Consider the following 16,176-nt stretch of genomic DNA (forward strand, 5'->3'; position numbering starts at 1 on the left):
GTGTCAGGCGCCGCCCAGGACTCGCTACGTCGGGCGCCGCGGGCTCATCAGGGGCCGCCGGCGGCGCGCGGCGCGCGACGATCGCGCGACGCGTCCGTCCGGGTCGTGTCGACTGGCGCATTCCGCGCGGGAGGCGCGTTCCGGCGCTCCATCTCGTGGGTGCATCGATTACCATCGTCTCCGAAGGGCGGCTGCCACCGGCGACTCCAGACGACGGAGGTTTCGACGATGAACCTTTTCCCGGACGAGATGCGGCGGGATCCTTATCCCCTCTACGATCAGCTGCGGACCGGCTCTCCCGTATTCCATGTCGCTCCGCTCGATCTCTGGATGGTCTTTGATTACGACGGGGTGAAGCGGGCGCTGACCGATCATGACGCGTTCAGCTCCGCGGTGACGCCTCCCACCGGCAAGGCGCCGGACTGGATCATCTTCTCCGACCCGCCGCGCCACACGAAGCTTCGATCCATCGTCCTGCGGGCGTTCACGCCGCGCTCGATCGCGGGCCTGGAGCCGCGCATCCGGGAGCTGTCGCGCGAGCTCCTGGATCCGTGGATCGAGCGCGGGGAGATGGACGTCGCGGTGGACTACGCGGGGCCGCTGCCCACGATGGTGATCGCGGAGATGATCGGCATTCCCCCCGAGGACCGGGCGCGGCTGCTGCGATGGAGCGAGGTGATAATGAACCTCAGCCACGCGATCTCCGGCGGCGAGGAGGCGGCGAGGGCCGTGAGCGAGCACGCCGTGGTGAAGGAAGAGATGAAGGCGTATCTCGCAGACCTGATCGAGGCGCGCCGGAGGGCGCCGGCGGAGGATCTCTTGACCCGGCTCGTCGAGGCCGAGGTGGACGGCGAGCGGCTGACCGAGGGAGACATCCTGAACTTCTTCCAGCTCCTGCTCGCGGCGGGCACCGAGACGACAACGAACCTGATCGACAACGCGATCTTGTGCTTCATCGAGAGCCCGGCGGAGCTCTTCCGCCTCCGGGCGGCGCCCGAGCGCTTGCCCTCGGCGATCGAGGAGGTCCTGCGCCACCGCTCGCCGCTGCAGATGGTGTTCCGCGAGACGAGGCGCGCCGTCGAGGTGCACGGCCAGGTGATCCCGGCCGGCAAGCTGGTGCTGCCCGTGATCGGCTCCGCGAACCGGGATCCGCTGCAGTTTCACGACCCCGGCCGCTTCGACATCGGGCGCGACCCCAACCCGCACGTCGCGTTCGGCCACGGCATCCACTTCTGTATCGGGGCGGCGCTGGCGCGCCTGGAGGCGCGGATCGCGCTGCCGGATCTGCTCTGCCGGCTGAAGGGCCTCCGGCTCGCGAGCGACGAGCCGTGGGAGCCGCGCAAGGCGATCATCGTGCACGGCCCGGCGCGCTTGCCGATCCGCTTCGAGCCGGGGAGGCGCGCCGCGGTGCACGCCGCGGGGGCGCACACGCCGTGCTGAAGGGCGCCAGGACGTCGGCGGCGCCGCAGGAGGCCGGCGACCACCTCAGGTCTTGTCCGTTCCGCTGGACGGCGCCATCAAGTCGTCCACGAACCGGCGCATCAGGCGCACCAGGTCGCTGAAGTCTTCCTCACTCCACTTGGCGAGGATAGGTGCCGCAAGCCTCTGACGCGCGGCGTCCAAGGCGTCCGTCATCTGCCGCCCCTTGTCGGTGATCACGGCCTCATGGATGCGACGATCGGCTGGGCTCGGTCGGCGTTCGATCAGCCCCAGGCTCTCGAGCTTCGCGACCTGGCGGCTGACGGTCGTGTAATCGCGCCCGGCTCGGTTCGAGAGCTCGACCACGCCGATCGGCCCGAAGCGCTCGATCCCCACCAGCAGCCGAAAGAGGGCTTGATCCAGGGAGAGGCCTGCCTCCGCGAGCAGCGCCTGATCGCGCTGCGGCTGGTTCATGAGCGCCGTCAGATCGACCATGGCTCCGTGGAGCTCGCGGAGCTTCTTTTTTGTGATGCGTGTATTTTGCACAAATTCCCTTGACGCTTCGGAGGGCGCAGTTATATGCATGATACACATATCTGAAACGCGGTCCAACAAAGCGGAGCTCGCTGTGGAATCTATTTTTTCGACGGATGTCCTGATCGTTGGTGCAGGTGCTGCTGGGTTGACCCTCGCCATTGAGCTCGCCCGTCGGGGCGTTGCGTTCCGGCTCATCGACAGGCAGGACGGGCCATTTCGCGGCTCGCGCGGCAAAGGGATCCAGCCGCGCAGCCAGGAGGTGTTCGAGGATCTGGGCATCCTTGACCGCGTCGTTGCGGCCGGCGGCCTGTACCCACCCCCGCGGGTATATCGCGACGACGGAGGCTACGAGGAGTCGCAGATCATGGAGCCTCAGGACCCGACGCCGGGTGAGCCCTATCGTCTGCCGCTCCTCGTGCCGCAATTCCTGACCGAAGCCGTGATGCGCGAGCGTCTGGCGGAGCTCGGGACGTACCCGGAGTTCGGCCGCGAGCTGAAGAGCTTCGAGCAGGATGGCGAGGGCGTTAACGCGCGCATCGCTGGCCCGATGGGCGAGGAGACCGTCCGCGTCCGCTATCTCGTCGGAGCGGACGGCGGCCGCAGCGTCGTACGGCACGCGCTCGCGATCGGCTTTCCCGGCAAGACCCTGGGGGTGCGCGCGGTCGTCGCCGACGTCGTCCTGAAGGGACTCAGCAGGGCCGCCTGGCATCGCTTCAACGACCGGTCGATGGAAAAGCACATGTCGCTGTGCCCGCTCGCCGGCACCGACATGTTCCAGTTGCAGGCGCCGATTCCTCTCGAGGGCGATGTCGATCTCTCCGCGGAAGGCCTTACAGCGATGGTAACGGGCCGCACGGGCCGAGGCGACATCGTGATCCGCTCGGTCTCCTGGGCCTCCGCTTACACCATGAACGCGCGCCTCGCCGATCGTTACCGGGACGGGCGCGTCATCCTCGCCGGCGATGCCGCGCATATTCACCCGCCGACGGGTGGGCAGGGCCTCAATACGAGCGTGCAGGATGCCTACAACCTCGGCTGGAAGCTCGCCGCCGTCCTGGCAGGTGCCCCGGAGGCGCTGCTCGCGACCTACGAGGAGGAGCGCCGGCCGATCGCCGCGGAGACGCTCGGCCTGACAACGAAGCTCCTGGAGGCGGCCAAGGGAGGCGTCATGCGCCGCGGTCGCGAGGTGCATCAGCTCGATCTCGGATACCCGGAATCGTCGCTGGCCATGGAGAAGCCGAAGCGCAGCGGCGGCGTCCTCGCGGGCGACCGAGCGCCAGACGCGCCCGTCCGTGGCGTGGCGGGGATGCCGACACGGCTCTTCAAGCTCTTCCAAGGTACGCATTGGACCTTGCTGGGTTATGGGCCGGACCGGCTCTCGGCCGTCGAGCCGCGCCCCGGACTTCACATCCACGCCGTCGGGCCGCGCGGCGACATTGTCGATGATGGCGGCCATCTCCGCGCTGCTTATGGCGTGTCGCTCGGCGACTGGGTGCTCGTCCGGCCGGACGGATACATTGGCGCCATCGTGTCGTCCGATCATGCACCGGCCCTGGAAGCCTACCTTGCCAAGGTCGGCCTCCCCTCGCGGGGATGACAAGGACGAGAGCGCGCTCTCGCCACGCCGCAGGCTGTGGAGTTCACCGAGCCAACGGCGCGGCCCCTCGCGTCAGGGGAGACGGAACATCGACCAGGGCACCTGGACGCCGGTACCACCGTTCTGGCCGATCAGGTTCGCGGTCTCCGTCGCGGGGTCCAGCGTGATCGACGAGATGTAGCGATCGCCCGTGACCGTCACCGGGCCCTTGACCAGGTTGTCCTGCGCGTCGTACCCGGTCACGCCGAAGAGCTCCTCGTTGTTGGTGTCCGAGTACACCCAGAAGGTGAGCTCCCCGCAGCGCACGATCGGGCACGGCGTGGTGAGGCAGGTGACCTTCCAGCCCGCGGGCGGCGTGGGCACGTCGTCGGTCGCGCTCGCGACGCTGGGAACGCATACGACGCATCCCACGCTCCCTTCCGCGCCGGAGCAGGTGTGGTCCAACGCGCAGGCGTTTCCGCACGCCCCGCAGTCCTTGGTCGTGCTCAACGACGCGCAGTAAGCGGGCTGCCCGCCGCTCGCGGGGCACGTCGTCTGCTGCGGTTCGCATACGACGCGACAGGTGCCCTCGACGCACGCCTCCGACGTCGCGCATGCGTTGTCGCAGGTGCCGCAGTGCTCCGGATCGGTCGCGAGCTTCGTGCAGATCGTCGAGCCTTCCTGGGAGCACGCGTCCGGGTTCGCCGGCGGGCACACGCACGCGCTCTCCGAGCACGCCTGGCCAGCGCCGCACTTCATGCCGCACCCTCCGCAGTTGTTCGCGTCGCTCGTGGTGTCGGCGCAGTAGGTGCTCGCGGCCGGCGGACACGCCGTCGGCTGCGACATGGGACAGACGAGGCTCCCTCCGGTGGAAGACTGAGCGCCCGTCCCACCGCCGTCGTCGTCGCCGCCGCACGCTCCCAGGACCACCGTCGTCAGCACGATCGAAGCACCCACCACGAGGCCATTCCGGCATGTGTGCATCACGGCAACCCTCCCGTTATCGGATCAGGCTACATCCTCCGGGTCTTCCTCGGCGAGGACGATCTCGACGGCCCGCGCGATACGGGGTGCCAGCTCCTCGTGCATCGCGCCCCGTGGACGACACGGGCGGCGTCCTCGTTGCCGAGGGAGACGGCACGGCTCAGGGGGCTGGTACCCGTCTTCCAACGGACGTGGCTCCGGCATAAGATGAGAAGCAGGCGGTTCAATCGAGATGGATTCCCAGGCCGAGAAGCTTGCCGAGCTCGCCGAGCGATTTGAACGCTATTTGAAGCGTATCGATGATGCTGCAGTTGCTGCTCGGCTCAAACCTGTGCGGGCACCGGAAAGGGTGCCTCATTGGTTGACTCGCGTCCTGTCAAAGCTTCGACGTGGTTTGACGGCTCAGCCGAGCGCCGAGGACGAGGGAGCTCGTCGATTTGAAGAGGCTCAACGCTGTCTGGAATCACTTGAGAAATACGGGGCGAAGCTGGCACAAGGGGCTGCGTGGGAGGCTGCGAACGCCCGTGAATGGGAACGAAACGCGAAGCTCGCGGTTCGAGCGGGTAACGATGATCTCGCGCGCCACGCGCTCTGCCTGCAGCGCGAGGCGCTCGAACGTGCATCGATGCTCGATCGGCAAGCCGCAACGATCTCGGCGGCGATGGCCGAGTACACGTCTGCGCTCGCCGCCATCAAGGCCTCGTCGCGCTGATCGAGCTGCGACGGACGACGCCAGACCGGCCAGCGCACGCTCCCGGTCACCGTCACGCGGGCCGTCACCGAGGCGACGCTCCGTGCCCCGGCTGGGTGACGCGCCGGGCGCTGTCGGGGCCGTCAAGGCTCCTTCTTCTTCTTCCACTTCTTCTTCTTGGGCGGCGGCAGCTTCGTCTTCTTCGGGTCCTTGGGCGCCCACGGCACGCGCGTGTCGATCGGCAGGATGTCCTCGTGCGGCAGGGCGCGCTCGCCCTCGCGCTTCACCGCGAACGACGCCGAGACCACGTTGACCTTGTGCGCGCCGATATCGGACAGATCGCCTTTGACGCGAAGCCCGAGCGGGATGCAGAACATCCTCTTTCGCTCTTCTTCATCCATGTCGCCCGCCGGCGGCGCCCCGTCGCCCGGGCCACGCAGCTGGCCGAGCCGACTCGGATCCTCCATCGCCAGCTGGAGCTGCTCGAGCACCTCCTCGGCGCACACGAGCTCCGGTTTGGGCTTCTTCCTGCTGCCGGACGGATACTGCACCTTGGACTGGACCTTGACCGTGACGGTCACCGGCTGCCGGTCAGGCCCCATCTGCAGCGCGCTCCCAGCGAGCGCGCCCTTGGCGCCGTCCACGATGCGATCCCACGTGGGGCCGTCCCCGGCCGACGCGCTCACCAGCCGGACGCCGAGGACCTGGCCGTCGGCGCCGAGCTTGACCTCGAAGGTCGCCCGCGCATCGAGGGGCGCGGTCGAGGAGCGCACCATGTCCGCCAGGGTGCTCGCCACCGCGCCTGCGGCGGGGATGCTGATCCCCACGCTCTTGTCCTTGCTGTGCAGCGTTTCGTTCAGCACCGTGCCCGCGATCGCCGGATCCACGGGGCGAGCGCGCGGGGCGGCCGTCGGGGCGGCGCGCGGCGCGTCGGGGCCGGGGAGCACGCCGGGCACCGTCCAGAGGGGCGTCCCGAGCCCTGGCGCGAGCGCGATGCCCCCGCCCTCAGCGGGCGGTGCCCCGCCGTACTCGTCGCCGGGCGGCGCCGCCGCCGGGGCCCCCGGGGCCTCTGCGGCGGGCGCAGGGGCCTCGGCGGTGGGCGCGGGGGCGCCGGGAGCCTCTGCGGTGGGCGCTGGGGCCTCGGCCGCAGGCCGGGCGGCGGCTTCGGCTGCGGGCGGCGTGGTCTCCGGAGGCGCGGCCTTCGGCTCTGCGGCGGGAGCGGCCGGCGCAGGCCTCGCGCGCTCCACCGAGGCGACCTTGGCCGCTGCGGCGCCCGGCGCGGGCGCCTGTGTTTTCTCGGCCGGAGCGGCCTTGCCGATCTCGCCGGCCGCCTCCGGCTCGCTCCCCACAGGCGCCGTGGTTGCGGCCTGCGGAGCCGGTGATTCCAGCTCGAAATCGATGCCATCCACGAGCGCGGACGGCTCGGCAGGGCTCTCCGGCAACCGCTCCGGCGTCGGCGCTGTGAGGATCGCGGCGTGCGCCGCGACCGCCATGGCCAGGGCCACGGCATCGCGCCCCCGCAGGGAGATGCTCACCGCCTCCTCGTGCCAAGGCAAGCGCGCATTGACCAGGTCTAGCACGCCCCCCGGCGCGCGGACCGGCATCCCCGGTGGTCCCCGGCCCCCCGGCGTGAAAAGCACGATCGCGGCGCGGCGATCGCGAACACGCCGCGCGGCCGCGGAGGCGGGGTGGTGAGGAGATTCCCCCACCCTGCCGGAATGATGGAACCGCCAAGTCGCCAGAAGACGCCAAGATTTTGGGTTTTTCTTGGCGTCTTCTGGCGACTTGGCGGTTCAAAGATTCCCACCTGCGGCCAAAGTCCCCCACCACCAGAGGCCGGTGTGTCGCTCCCGTCGTGTCGCTGCGCTGTGAATCGCGTGTCTGTTGACGTGTGGTATCAGAGCACCGGCGTGCCCGGCGCGGCGTCCTCGACCGTGATGGTGCGGACTCGCCCCTCGACATCGGCGGTCAGCAGCATGCCTTCGGACACGAGCCCTTTGCCGAAGTCGCGCGGCGGCAGGTTGCAGATGACGACGACCCGCTTGCCCACCAGCTCTTCCGGGGCGTAGCTCGCCGCGATGCCCGAGATGATGCGCCGCGGAGCGCCGTCGCCGGTGTCGACGCGCAGATCGAGCAGCCGGTCCTTCTTCTTCACGCGCTCAGCGCTCGTGACCACGCCGATCCGGAGGTCCAGCCGGGCGAAATCGTCGAACGCCACGGGGCTCTTTCCCTGGGGCGCCGGCGGGGCGGCCACCTCGGCGCCGCCGCTCGCCGCGGGCGCGGCCTTCGCCTCCGGGGCGGCCTTCGAATCGGCCTTCGCGCCGGCCTTCGCATCGGCCTTCGCCGGCTCGGCGTCCGGCCGCGGCGGGGCAAACCGGGCGAGCAGCTCGGCCTCTTTCTCCTTCTCGAGGCGCGGGAAGATGGGCGAGCCCCGGCGGAGCTTCTCGCCCGGCGCTCGCGCAGGGAGCGCCATCGGCCAGCGATCGCTGCCCGCCTCGAACGCGATCGGCGGCAGCCCGAGCTGCTCGCGCATCCTGTCCGCCACGACCGGCATCACGGGGGAGATCATCACGCTGATCGCCTCGAGCTGCTCGATCAACGTCGCGATGATCGTCCCGAGGCGCGCCGGGTCCGTCTTCTTGGCCACCCACGGAGCGGCCTTGTCGATGTAGAGGTTCGCCGCGGCGATCACCGTCCAGATCGCGTCGAGCGCGCGCGTCGGCTGGTTCGCGTCGAACGCCGCCGCCGCGCCCGTCGCGGCCTGCCGCTGCGCCCCGGCGAGCTCCTCCTCGAGCGGGCCCAACGCCCCCTTCACGGGGACCTCCTCGGCGAACGGGAGCACGCGATTCAGCAGGTTGCCGAGCGCATTGCCGAGCTCCGAGCCATACCGCGACAGCACATCCTGGAGGCCGAAATCGCCATCCTGGCCGAACGAGATCGCGCGCATCAGGCAATACCGCACCACGTCCACCCCGACGGGCGGCGCGCCCGGGCCGCCGGGCAGGGCCGCCGCGGCCGCCTCGGAGAGGGCGGCCGCCACCTCGACGGGGCTGATGGTGTTGCGGAGCGTCTTCGACATCTTCTGGCCGCTGTACGTGAGGAACCCGTGGGCGAAGACCTGACGCGGCAACTCCGCCTCGCTGTAGCCGGCCGAGAGCAGGAACGCAGGCCAGTAGACGGCGTGGAAGCGCAGGATGTCCTTGCCGACGAGGTGCACGTCCGCGGGCCAGAAGCGCGTGTTGTCCTCCGGCTCCCGGAGGGCGGTCATGTAGTTCGCCAGCGCGTCGAACCAGACATACATGACGTGCTTCGGGTCGTCAGGGACGGGGATGCCCCACTCGAACGTGGTGCGGGAGACCGACAGATCCTGGAGCCCCTCGCGCACAAAGCTCGCCACCTCGTTCAGGCGGCTCGCCGGCTGCACGAACGTCGGGTTGCGCTTGTAGTAGTCGAGCAGCGCGTCTCCGTACCTGGACAGGCGGAAGAAGTAGCTCTCTTCCTTGACGCTCTCGGCGGGCTTCTTGTGCAGCGGGCAGACGTTCCCGGGCTGCTCCAGGTCCTTCTCGGTATAGTAGGCCTCGCACCCGACGCAGTAGAGCCCCTCGTAGTGGCCGAGGTAGATGTCCCCGCGCGCCTTGATCCGGCTCCAGAGCTCCTGCACGGCCTTCTTGTGGCGCGGCTCGCTCGTGCGGATGAAGTCGTCGGGAGCGCAGCCGAGCTGCGGCCACGTGGCGCGGAAGACGGCGGCGATCTCGTCGGCGTGGGCGCCCGGCGCGACGCCGCGCGCCTCGGCGGCGCGCTGGATCTTGAGGCCGTGCTCGTCCGTGCCGGTGAGCATGCGGCTCTCGTGGCCGCGCAGCCGGTGGTAGCGGCACAGCACATCCGCGGCGATCGTCGTGTAGGCGGTGCCGAGGTGCGGGACGTCGTTGATGTAATAGATGGGCGTCGTGACGTAGAAGCGGCTCGCCATGGGAACGCCCTCTTAGCATGGGGCGCTCTCCCGCGGCGAGGCGGCGCGGCGTCGATCAGATCCGCGCGTCCTCGGGGAGCTCGGCCTGGTGCAGGACTCCATCCGTGAACACCTGGCCGTCGATCTCGTAATAGAGCCGGAACTGCACCTTGCGCGCGTCCGGCCGTGGCGACACCGAGCCCGGCGTCGCGGTAGATCCCTGGAAAATCTTGCCCGCGAAGCTGAACTGCTGGTTCGGGCCCCACCCGGTATACGAAAGCGGGATCGTCTCGGCGTGGACGAGCGCGTCGTGGCCGTCGAACACGTGAACATCGATCCATGCCTTGGCGCCCCACGCCGAATGGCTGACCCACGCGTCGAGGTCCACGTGGGTCTGGATGTCTTTCCCCATGATCGGCCCCTGTGCGGGCCTCGGGAACGCGTTGACCTTCGAGACCCGCAAGGCCCGGACGTTCGTGATGTCGGGTCGCCGCTGTGCCCCCGCGCGGTAGACGACCGGCTGCGCGGGGATCCGCGGCGGCGGGCCGCCCACGTCGAACCAGTAGTTGTCGCCGAAGCGAGTGTCCCACGTCTCGCACCGGCGGCTGGTCTGAGAGAAGCCGTGGAACCAGATCTCCGCCTGGGTCGCGTCGTCGGGCACCGAGATCTCCAGGGCCGCGGCCCTGTGCGCGATGACGTGCCCGGGCGGGTTCCCCGGGGCCCGCACCTCCTCGACGACGCTCCCCTGCACGATCGCGCCGCGCGGGTGAAAGCGGACGTAGGCGGTGATGTCGCCGATCTCGGCGCCGCGCCATGTCGTGAAGCAGCGCGAAAGGCGGCTCAGCTCATAGTCGATCCTGAGCTTCCCCCCGCGCTCGATCGGACCCTGCTGCGCGTGCTGCCAGTCAGGGAGGAACTGGAGAACAGCGGTCGTTGCCATCGGGACCCTCCTTGCATGGACGGGTAGCCAGGAACGGGCAGCCGATGCAAGCGGGGTGACGTTTCGGCCGACATGAAGGCCGATCGCGCGCCGGCTGATCGCGCGGGTGCGGTTTCAGGGGGGCGTGACGGCGGAGCGCAGCTCCTCGGACGGCATGGACCCAGACCGGGCCCAGCTGTCAAGCCCCGGGCCCGGGGAGCTCGCCGTGACCGAGCCGTCGCGTCGGGCTGCGGTGGTCGCCTCGCCCGCGGCGCATTCATGACCCGGGCGCGCGGCAGGCTCGGGGACGAGACCGCTCAGGAGTTCGCCCTGAGCGCGGCGAACTCGCCTGGATCGTGGATGGTGGGGGGATTGGTCCCGCCACCGATGAAGTCTTCCGTCCGGTCGTACATGCCGAAGTGGGTCACCGGCGCCGAACCGCCCTTTGCCGGGAAACCATCCGGGCCTGCCTTGACCCCGAGGGCGTTCATCAAGCTGCAGTAGTACTTGTTGATCGGCGCGTTGGCGAGCGACGGATCGGTCCCCGTTTCCTGGGAGATCGCGTCGACCTGGTCCGGAGTGCCGTCGGCGCACGTGATCTCGCTGTTGCCGGTCGTGAGATCGGGCGAGCCGTCTTCGACGTTCACGGCCCAGCCGGTCTTGAAATAGCCGCCGGCGCTGCCGACCTGGACGATCGGCAGGTTGTTGAGGTTGCGGGCGCAGCCGTCCGACGCGTCCTGGAACCAGACGGCCGCGCAGTTGTCGAGGAGCGTCCCGTCGCCCTCGTCGATACCGTTCAGCTGCCCGACGAGGTTGGCGAACTTCCTCGCATAGTAGTCGTCGATCTTGAGGATCATCTCGATCACACCGGGGACGCAGGTGCCCTGCATGCCCGCGTGGTCCAAGCGACTCGCGAGACCCGCGGCCTCCTGCGTCAGGCCGAGCCCCCCAAAGCTGTAGGCCGGGGGGTACTTCAGGAAGATGACGGGGTTCGCGTTGCACGCCGCCGCGAGCACGGCGAGGTTCGAATAGAGGTCCGCTCCGTCCAGGCTGCCTGAGATTGGCCGCGTCAGCTTGTCCGAGTAGTTCACGTTGCTCACCAGGTCGATGTTTGCTTGCGTCACGCCGAGCGCCGTGGCGAGGGACGTGTCGCACTGCGCAGAAGCCACCACGTTGCCTGTCGAGTGGATGAGCTCCTTCCAGGCTGCGAGCTTCTGCTTGTCGGCACGGCTCATGTCGAACCGCTCGAGCCTCTGCAGATCATCCTTCACGATGTCGAGGACGCTCTTACCGCGCATCGCCGCGTAGGTGTCCGGAGACGGCGGCTTCCCCGTCTCCAAGACGCCCGTGAGGCTGCTGAAGGCCTGCTGCGCGTTGAAGCCCCTGAAGAGGGTCTCGGCGGCGGAGTAGGAGATCGCCGACTGAGAGTTATCATTCTGACCACTTGTGTTCAAGAGCAACGGAGTGCCTTGCGGGCTGAGCTGTCGTGCGATGACGTGATCCAGCGAGGGACCGATCGGCATGGCGTTGAACTTCGTCGCCGTGTTGAAGCTGAACGGGTCGTTGCTGTTGGGAGTGACCGGGTGGCAAGTGAAGTACGACCCGTTCACCTGCGTGTTTTCATCGTTCCCCTGCCCCCGAACCATCGTCGCCGTCCACTCGTTCATCGCGCGGATGCCTCGGGGCATGAGGAGCTTGTCGACGTAAGGCGCCAGGTGCTTGAGCGTCGTCGACTCGAGGTCTGCGGCGGTGAGCGGGCCGTGCGACTTCTTCGGGAACCACCGCGTCGTGATGCAGCCATAGTGCGTGTACATCACGATCAGCCGCTTCGGTGGCGTGGCCGGCTGCGCCATCACAGAGCGGTCGAAGATCGAGCCGAGGAACGGCGCCGCGACGCAAGCTCCGCCCAGCCCCCGGAGGAAAATTCTTCGGTTCACGCGCTTTGCCATGATCGTATTTTTCCTGCCTAAGTGGAAACAGCGCCCGGCTGACACTCGGAGCGCCCCCCGGATGCCCGCGTTTGCCACGTCTCCATCCCCCCATAATCCCCGCGGGCGCGTGAACGTATTTGTAATTCGCTCGGCCGGGGGCGTTCGCCGAGCGGAAAGATGCCCCGCCGATCACCGCTCGACGCGGCAGCCCGGCACGTCGCGGCAGTCCTCGAGAGCGAGCTCGGAGCAGGGCGTCGCGGTGCCGTCGCAGTACTGCGAGGGCAAACAATTCAGCTTACTGAAGACGTCGGCATCGGTCTGCGCCGCACGGCGCCCTCGACCCATCGGAGCGCGAGCGCGCCTGGAGCACGCGGTCGAGGCTCGCGTCGTGACGACGCGGATCTGCCGCACGGTCCCATGCGGTTTGCCGAGCTCCTGTGGGGACGAGCCGTATCTCCGGCGGCCGGCGGCGTGCGTGGTGCCCGTCGCAAAAATTCAATCTTCTCGCCGTGGCCTCATGGCGTTCGCGGCGCGTGCTTTCGTCGCCCCGCGGAGGGGCAGGTCAGGGGACGGCCTGCTTGCGAAGGCGAGCGAGAGAACGAGCGCACTGGAGGGCCATGGCGCCGAACCCGACAAAACAGACACCAACGTCAGACCAGCTCCGGAGGTCGAGGGCTTCGACGCGCACAAGCAAGAGGTACGCGACGGCGAGGTTGGCCAGCGCCCAGGCAACGTTCACCGGCGGCGGCGACAACCCCCTGAATGGCGGTGATGCAAACGGGGTTTGCAACGGTTGGCCGGACACGCCGGCGATCAAGTGGGGGAGCGCATTGGCGAGGAACGCCCCACCGAAGAAGTACGCGAAATAGACATACCACGGCATGGTGATCTCCTCGAGCTGTTCGAGCGGAGACGGCTCTCGCACCAAGAAGTACGTTGGGCGGCTTTCACACGCAAGGAAGAAGGCAGGGCCACCTTGTTCACGTAGGTGTCAGCGGACACCTCGAGCTCGGGCGTGACGAAGTTGATGTTGCGGCAGCCCCATGGCCTGCAGCTCGAGCATCACGAGCGGCCGGTAAACCTAGGGCGTGAGATCGATCATCGATTCGGTGCTCTTCAGGGTCACGGAGATCTCCGCGCCCAGGCCGGCCCCGCCGGCGAACGCCGGCGCATCGACGCGCACCGCGCACGTCCCGTCGGCGATGACCTCCGCGGAGCGGGTCAGCAGATCCCCGCGGGGGATCTCGATGCTCTCGCAGAGCCGGCCATCGACGGCGCAAGCCTCCGGCGTGGAGGACGTCACCTCGAAATCCTCGGTCCTCGCCTCGCTGCATAGCGGAACACCGCCGGACGCGAGCCCGGAGATCACGGCGACCACCCGGTTCCCCCTGCGGTGGAACCCATCGAGGGTCTCGCCATCCACGAGGGCCCTGACGCCCCCCGCGACGCCCGGGAGCGCGAACGCCACGTCCATGGCGTCGATGCGGGCGGCAGGGATCACCGAGACCTCGCGCGATGCGCCGCTGTCGGCCGCGGTGATCACGACGCTGCCGTCCCCGGTCGCGACGATATCGGCTGGCGCGCCCCCCTCGCGCACCCGGAGCCCCACGCCGGTCCCCACCACGTCGACCGCCGGGTGCTCGATGTTCTGTGGATAGAAGCGCTGGCCCGCCGCGTCGAACGCCGCCGTGGTGATCGGGAGAGGCCGGTTCGACTGGATGACGGCGCTCGCGCCGCACTCCGCCGGGGTCTCGATCTGCCAGCTCAGGCGCGCCGCCTGGACGGTCATCAACAGCGTGACGGGGAGCTCGCGGGTGTCGTCGTACGCGGAGCACGCGTCGAGGCCGCCCTCCGGCACCGCGATCACGCCCGAGACCTCGAAGGTCGATGTCCCCTCCTCGCTCACGCGGACGGAGAACGTCGTGGGCCCCGTTTGCTCGACGGCGATCGCACCCTGGATGGCGCCTATCTGGTCAATGGTGATCGCGCCCGGGATCGGATTGCAGCAGCAGCGCGCGTCGATGACCGAATCCAGCGCCATCGTCACGGAGCTCGGAGCGTCCGGCCCGAGCGCCAGCGCGGCCTGGCCCTCCACGACCATGCGCGTCCGCGTCGAGCGCTGGTCGCTCACGTAGTAAGCGATGGTCGGCGTCGATATCGTGCGCGCCGGGAGCGAGAGCGCCGCGACCTCGCTGGTCTCCGGCTCGATGGGGCCGGGGCAGAGCGGGTTGGGGCCGCTGCCATCGTCAGGGAGCGGCTCCTCGCCGTCGTCAGGGAGCGGCTCCTCGACGCCTGTGTCCGACCCGGGGGGCGCCGGCTGGCACGCGAGGCCAGCGCTCATGAACAAGAGAAACAGGAGTAAGCCTCTTCGCATACCGTAGAAGTAACAGGCCCAACCTGCGGAGATAGGCAGTGGCAAGGATACGACCGGGTCGATCTGTGAACCGCATTCACAGATCTTCGTCGCCGCGCGTGGATTGTCCGTCGCGCCGGCGAGGGTCACCTTGCGGCGCGTGACGGGGCCTCTTGCCGGTCCCGCAGAGGAGTAACGCCATGCACGCCGTAGGAGTCCACCGCTACCTTCCCATCGAGCACCCCGAGAGCCTGCTCGATCTCCAGCTGCCGGAGCCGGCGCCGAGGCCGCGCGATCTGCGCGTGCGGGTGTGCGCGGTGGCCGTGAACCCGGTCGACGTGAAGGTCCGCGCGCCGAAGCCCCGGGTCGAGAACCCGCCTCGCATCCTCGGCTGGGACGCCGCAGGCATCGTCGAGTCGGTCGGCGCGGACGTCGCCGTGTTTCGTCCGGGAGACCAGGTCTACTATGCCGGCAGCATCGCGCGGCCGGGCAGCAACGCGGAGGTGCACCTCGTCGACGAGCGCCTCGCCGCGCCGATGCCGCGGTCGCTCGGGTTCGCCGACGCGGCGGCGCTGCCGCTCACCTCGCTGACCGCGTGGGAGGGGCTCTTCGAGCGCCTCGGCGTCGACCCCGAGGGGCGCGACGCGGGGAGCACCGTGCTCGTCCTCGGCGGCGCCGGCGGCGTGGGCTCGATGGTGGTGCAGCTCGCCAAGGCCGCAGGGCTGCGGGTCGTCGCCACCGCCTCGCGCGAGGAGAGCCGGGCGTGGGCGCGCTCCCTCGGCGCGGACATCGTCGTCGACCACCACGCGCCGCTCCGGCCGCAGCTCGAGGCCGCGGGGATACAGCACGTGGAGCTCATCTTCAACACGCAGAGCACCGAGGCGTGGTGGGACACGATGGCGGACGTCGTGGCGCCGCGCGGGCGCATCGTGGGGATCGTCGAGGCGAAGGCGCCGCTCGATCTCGGGAAGCTCATGTCGAAGAGCGCGACCTTCGCGTGGGAGCTGATGTTCACGCGGTCCCTCTACGAGACCGCGGACATGGCCGCGCAGCGGGCGATCCTCACGCGCGTGGCGGCGTGGGTCGACGAGGGGCGGGTCCGCACGACGCGCCGCGAGCACTTCGGCCGGATCAGCGCGGTGAGCCTGCGCGCCGCGCACGCCCGCATCGAGTCAGGGCGGGCGGTGGGCAAGCTGGTGCTGGAGGGGTGGGGCTGACCGCGAGGCGCGCGGGTCCGCTCGTCGCCGGGCCGCTCGTGAAGCCGAGGGCCCGGCGCAGGCGGCTCGGCCGGGCGCTCGCGACGCCCGCGGGCGCGCCTGCCGCATCCGCGGCGCAGGCGGTGCGTTCCCGCGGCGCTGCTACGCTGCGGTGGCATGACCGAGCCGGCGTGGAAGAAGCTCGTCGAGCAGCTCAAGGACCAGGGGCACAAGAGCCCGTATCTCGACCGCCTCCGGCAGCGCCTGCCCGCCGCGGGCCCGACGGACCTCGCCGGTGAGATCCTCAGGGAGATGGCGTCGGCGCTCGGGCGGTCCGAGGACAAGGTCAACGTCGCGCTGCTCGAGCTCGAGCTGCAAGGCAAAGCGCTCGACGAGCTCGCCCTCCGGAAGGGCGCGGGCTCGACGGAGCGGGCGGCGATGATCGTGGACTTCAACAAGCAGCGAGAGGTGGCGGCGCGCGCGGTCTGGGAGCTGCGCGTGCACCGGGAGGCGCTCGGGTTCCGGCGGAACGACGATCTGGCCGCGATGTACCCGATCCCGCCGAAGCGGGCGTGAGCGCGGCGGCCAGCTCCGCAGCGTCCTGTCAACGACGCGGTGGCC

At 69.5% G+C, this 16,176-nt stretch carries 13 protein-coding genes; 5 read left to right on the forward strand and 8 right to left on the reverse strand.

What is annotated here, in order from left to right; translation table 11 throughout:
• The first annotated feature begins 228 nt into the window (after positions 1–228).
• On the forward strand, positions 229–1,440 hold the full coding sequence (locus WME79_RS00620) for a cytochrome P450 (RefSeq protein ID WP_437530925.1): 1,212 nt from the start codon (positions 229–231) through the stop codon (positions 1,438–1,440).
• Between the two features lie 45 nt (positions 1,441–1,485).
• Here WME79_RS00620 and WME79_RS00625 read toward each other — a convergent pair whose 3' ends face one another.
• Complete coding sequence (locus WME79_RS00625; protein WP_437540112.1) at positions 1,486–2,004, reverse strand: MarR family winged helix-turn-helix transcriptional regulator; 519 nt, start codon at positions 2,002–2,004, stop codon at positions 1,486–1,488.
• 43 nt (positions 2,005–2,047) lie between these two features.
• On the opposite strand from WME79_RS00625, the gene WME79_RS00630 reads away from it, so the two are divergent.
• Complete coding sequence (locus WME79_RS00630) at positions 2,048–3,553, forward strand: FAD-dependent oxidoreductase (RefSeq protein WP_437530927.1); 1,506 nt, start codon at positions 2,048–2,050, stop codon at positions 3,551–3,553.
• A 72-nt stretch (positions 3,554–3,625) separates the two neighbouring features.
• Here the strand turns inward: WME79_RS00630 and WME79_RS00635 are convergent, their stop codons facing one another.
• Positions 3,626–4,516: a hypothetical protein gene (locus tag WME79_RS00635; RefSeq protein WP_437530929.1), complete on the reverse strand. Its 891-nt coding sequence runs from the start codon at positions 4,514–4,516 to the stop codon at positions 3,626–3,628.
• Positions 4,517–4,748: 232 nt separating this feature from the next.
• Between WME79_RS00635 and WME79_RS00640 the strand changes: the two genes are divergently transcribed.
• Positions 4,749–5,228, forward strand: a complete 480-nt coding sequence (locus WME79_RS00640; RefSeq protein ID WP_437530931.1) for a hypothetical protein — start codon at positions 4,749–4,751, stop codon at positions 5,226–5,228.
• Between the two features lie 122 nt (positions 5,229–5,350).
• On the opposite strand, the gene WME79_RS00645 is transcribed toward WME79_RS00640, so the two are convergent.
• The 6 genes from WME79_RS00645 to WME79_RS00670 form a co-directional block, all read right to left on the reverse strand.
• Entirely contained in the window at positions 5,351–6,742 is a 1,392-nt protein-coding gene (locus WME79_RS00645; RefSeq protein ID WP_437530933.1) for a hypothetical protein, read from the reverse strand.
• 362 nt (positions 6,743–7,104) lie between these two features.
• Positions 7,105–9,177, reverse strand: coding sequence for a methionine--tRNA ligase (gene metG, locus WME79_RS00650; protein ID WP_437530934.1), 2,073 nt, complete (start codon positions 9,175–9,177; stop codon positions 7,105–7,107).
• A 55-nt stretch (positions 9,178–9,232) separates the two neighbouring features.
• Positions 9,233–10,096: a DUF6209 family protein gene (locus WME79_RS00655; RefSeq protein ID WP_437530936.1), complete on the reverse strand. Its 864-nt coding sequence runs from the start codon at positions 10,094–10,096 to the stop codon at positions 9,233–9,235.
• Between the two features lie 296 nt (positions 10,097–10,392).
• A complete protein-coding gene (locus WME79_RS00660) occupies positions 10,393–12,012 on the reverse strand; it encodes a DUF1552 domain-containing protein (protein WP_437530938.1) in 1,620 nt (539 codons plus the stop codon).
• Between the two features lie 556 nt (positions 12,013–12,568).
• Complete coding sequence (locus tag WME79_RS00665; RefSeq protein WP_437530940.1) at positions 12,569–12,889, reverse strand: hypothetical protein; 321 nt, start codon at positions 12,887–12,889, stop codon at positions 12,569–12,571.
• Between the two features lie 198 nt (positions 12,890–13,087).
• Positions 13,088–14,380: a hypothetical protein gene (locus WME79_RS00670; RefSeq protein ID WP_437530941.1), complete on the reverse strand. Its 1,293-nt coding sequence runs from the start codon at positions 14,378–14,380 to the stop codon at positions 13,088–13,090.
• Between the two features lie 179 nt (positions 14,381–14,559).
• Here WME79_RS00670 and WME79_RS00675 point away from each other — a divergent pair, with 179 nt between their 5' ends.
• Together WME79_RS00675 and WME79_RS00680 are read left to right on the forward strand one after the other, a co-directional pair.
• Complete coding sequence (locus WME79_RS00675; protein WP_437530943.1) at positions 14,560–15,576, forward strand: zinc-binding alcohol dehydrogenase family protein; 1,017 nt, start codon at positions 14,560–14,562, stop codon at positions 15,574–15,576.
• A 156-nt stretch (positions 15,577–15,732) separates the two neighbouring features.
• On the forward strand, positions 15,733–16,131 hold the full coding sequence (locus WME79_RS00680; protein ID WP_437530945.1) for a hypothetical protein: 399 nt from the start codon (positions 15,733–15,735) through the stop codon (positions 16,129–16,131).
• Positions 16,132–16,176: the final 45 nt, after the last annotated feature.

Origin of the sequence: Sorangium sp. So ce726 (genome assembly GCF_051521405.1) — a bacterium.
Classification (GTDB): Bacteria; Myxococcota_A; Polyangia; order Polyangiales; family Polyangiaceae; genus Sorangium.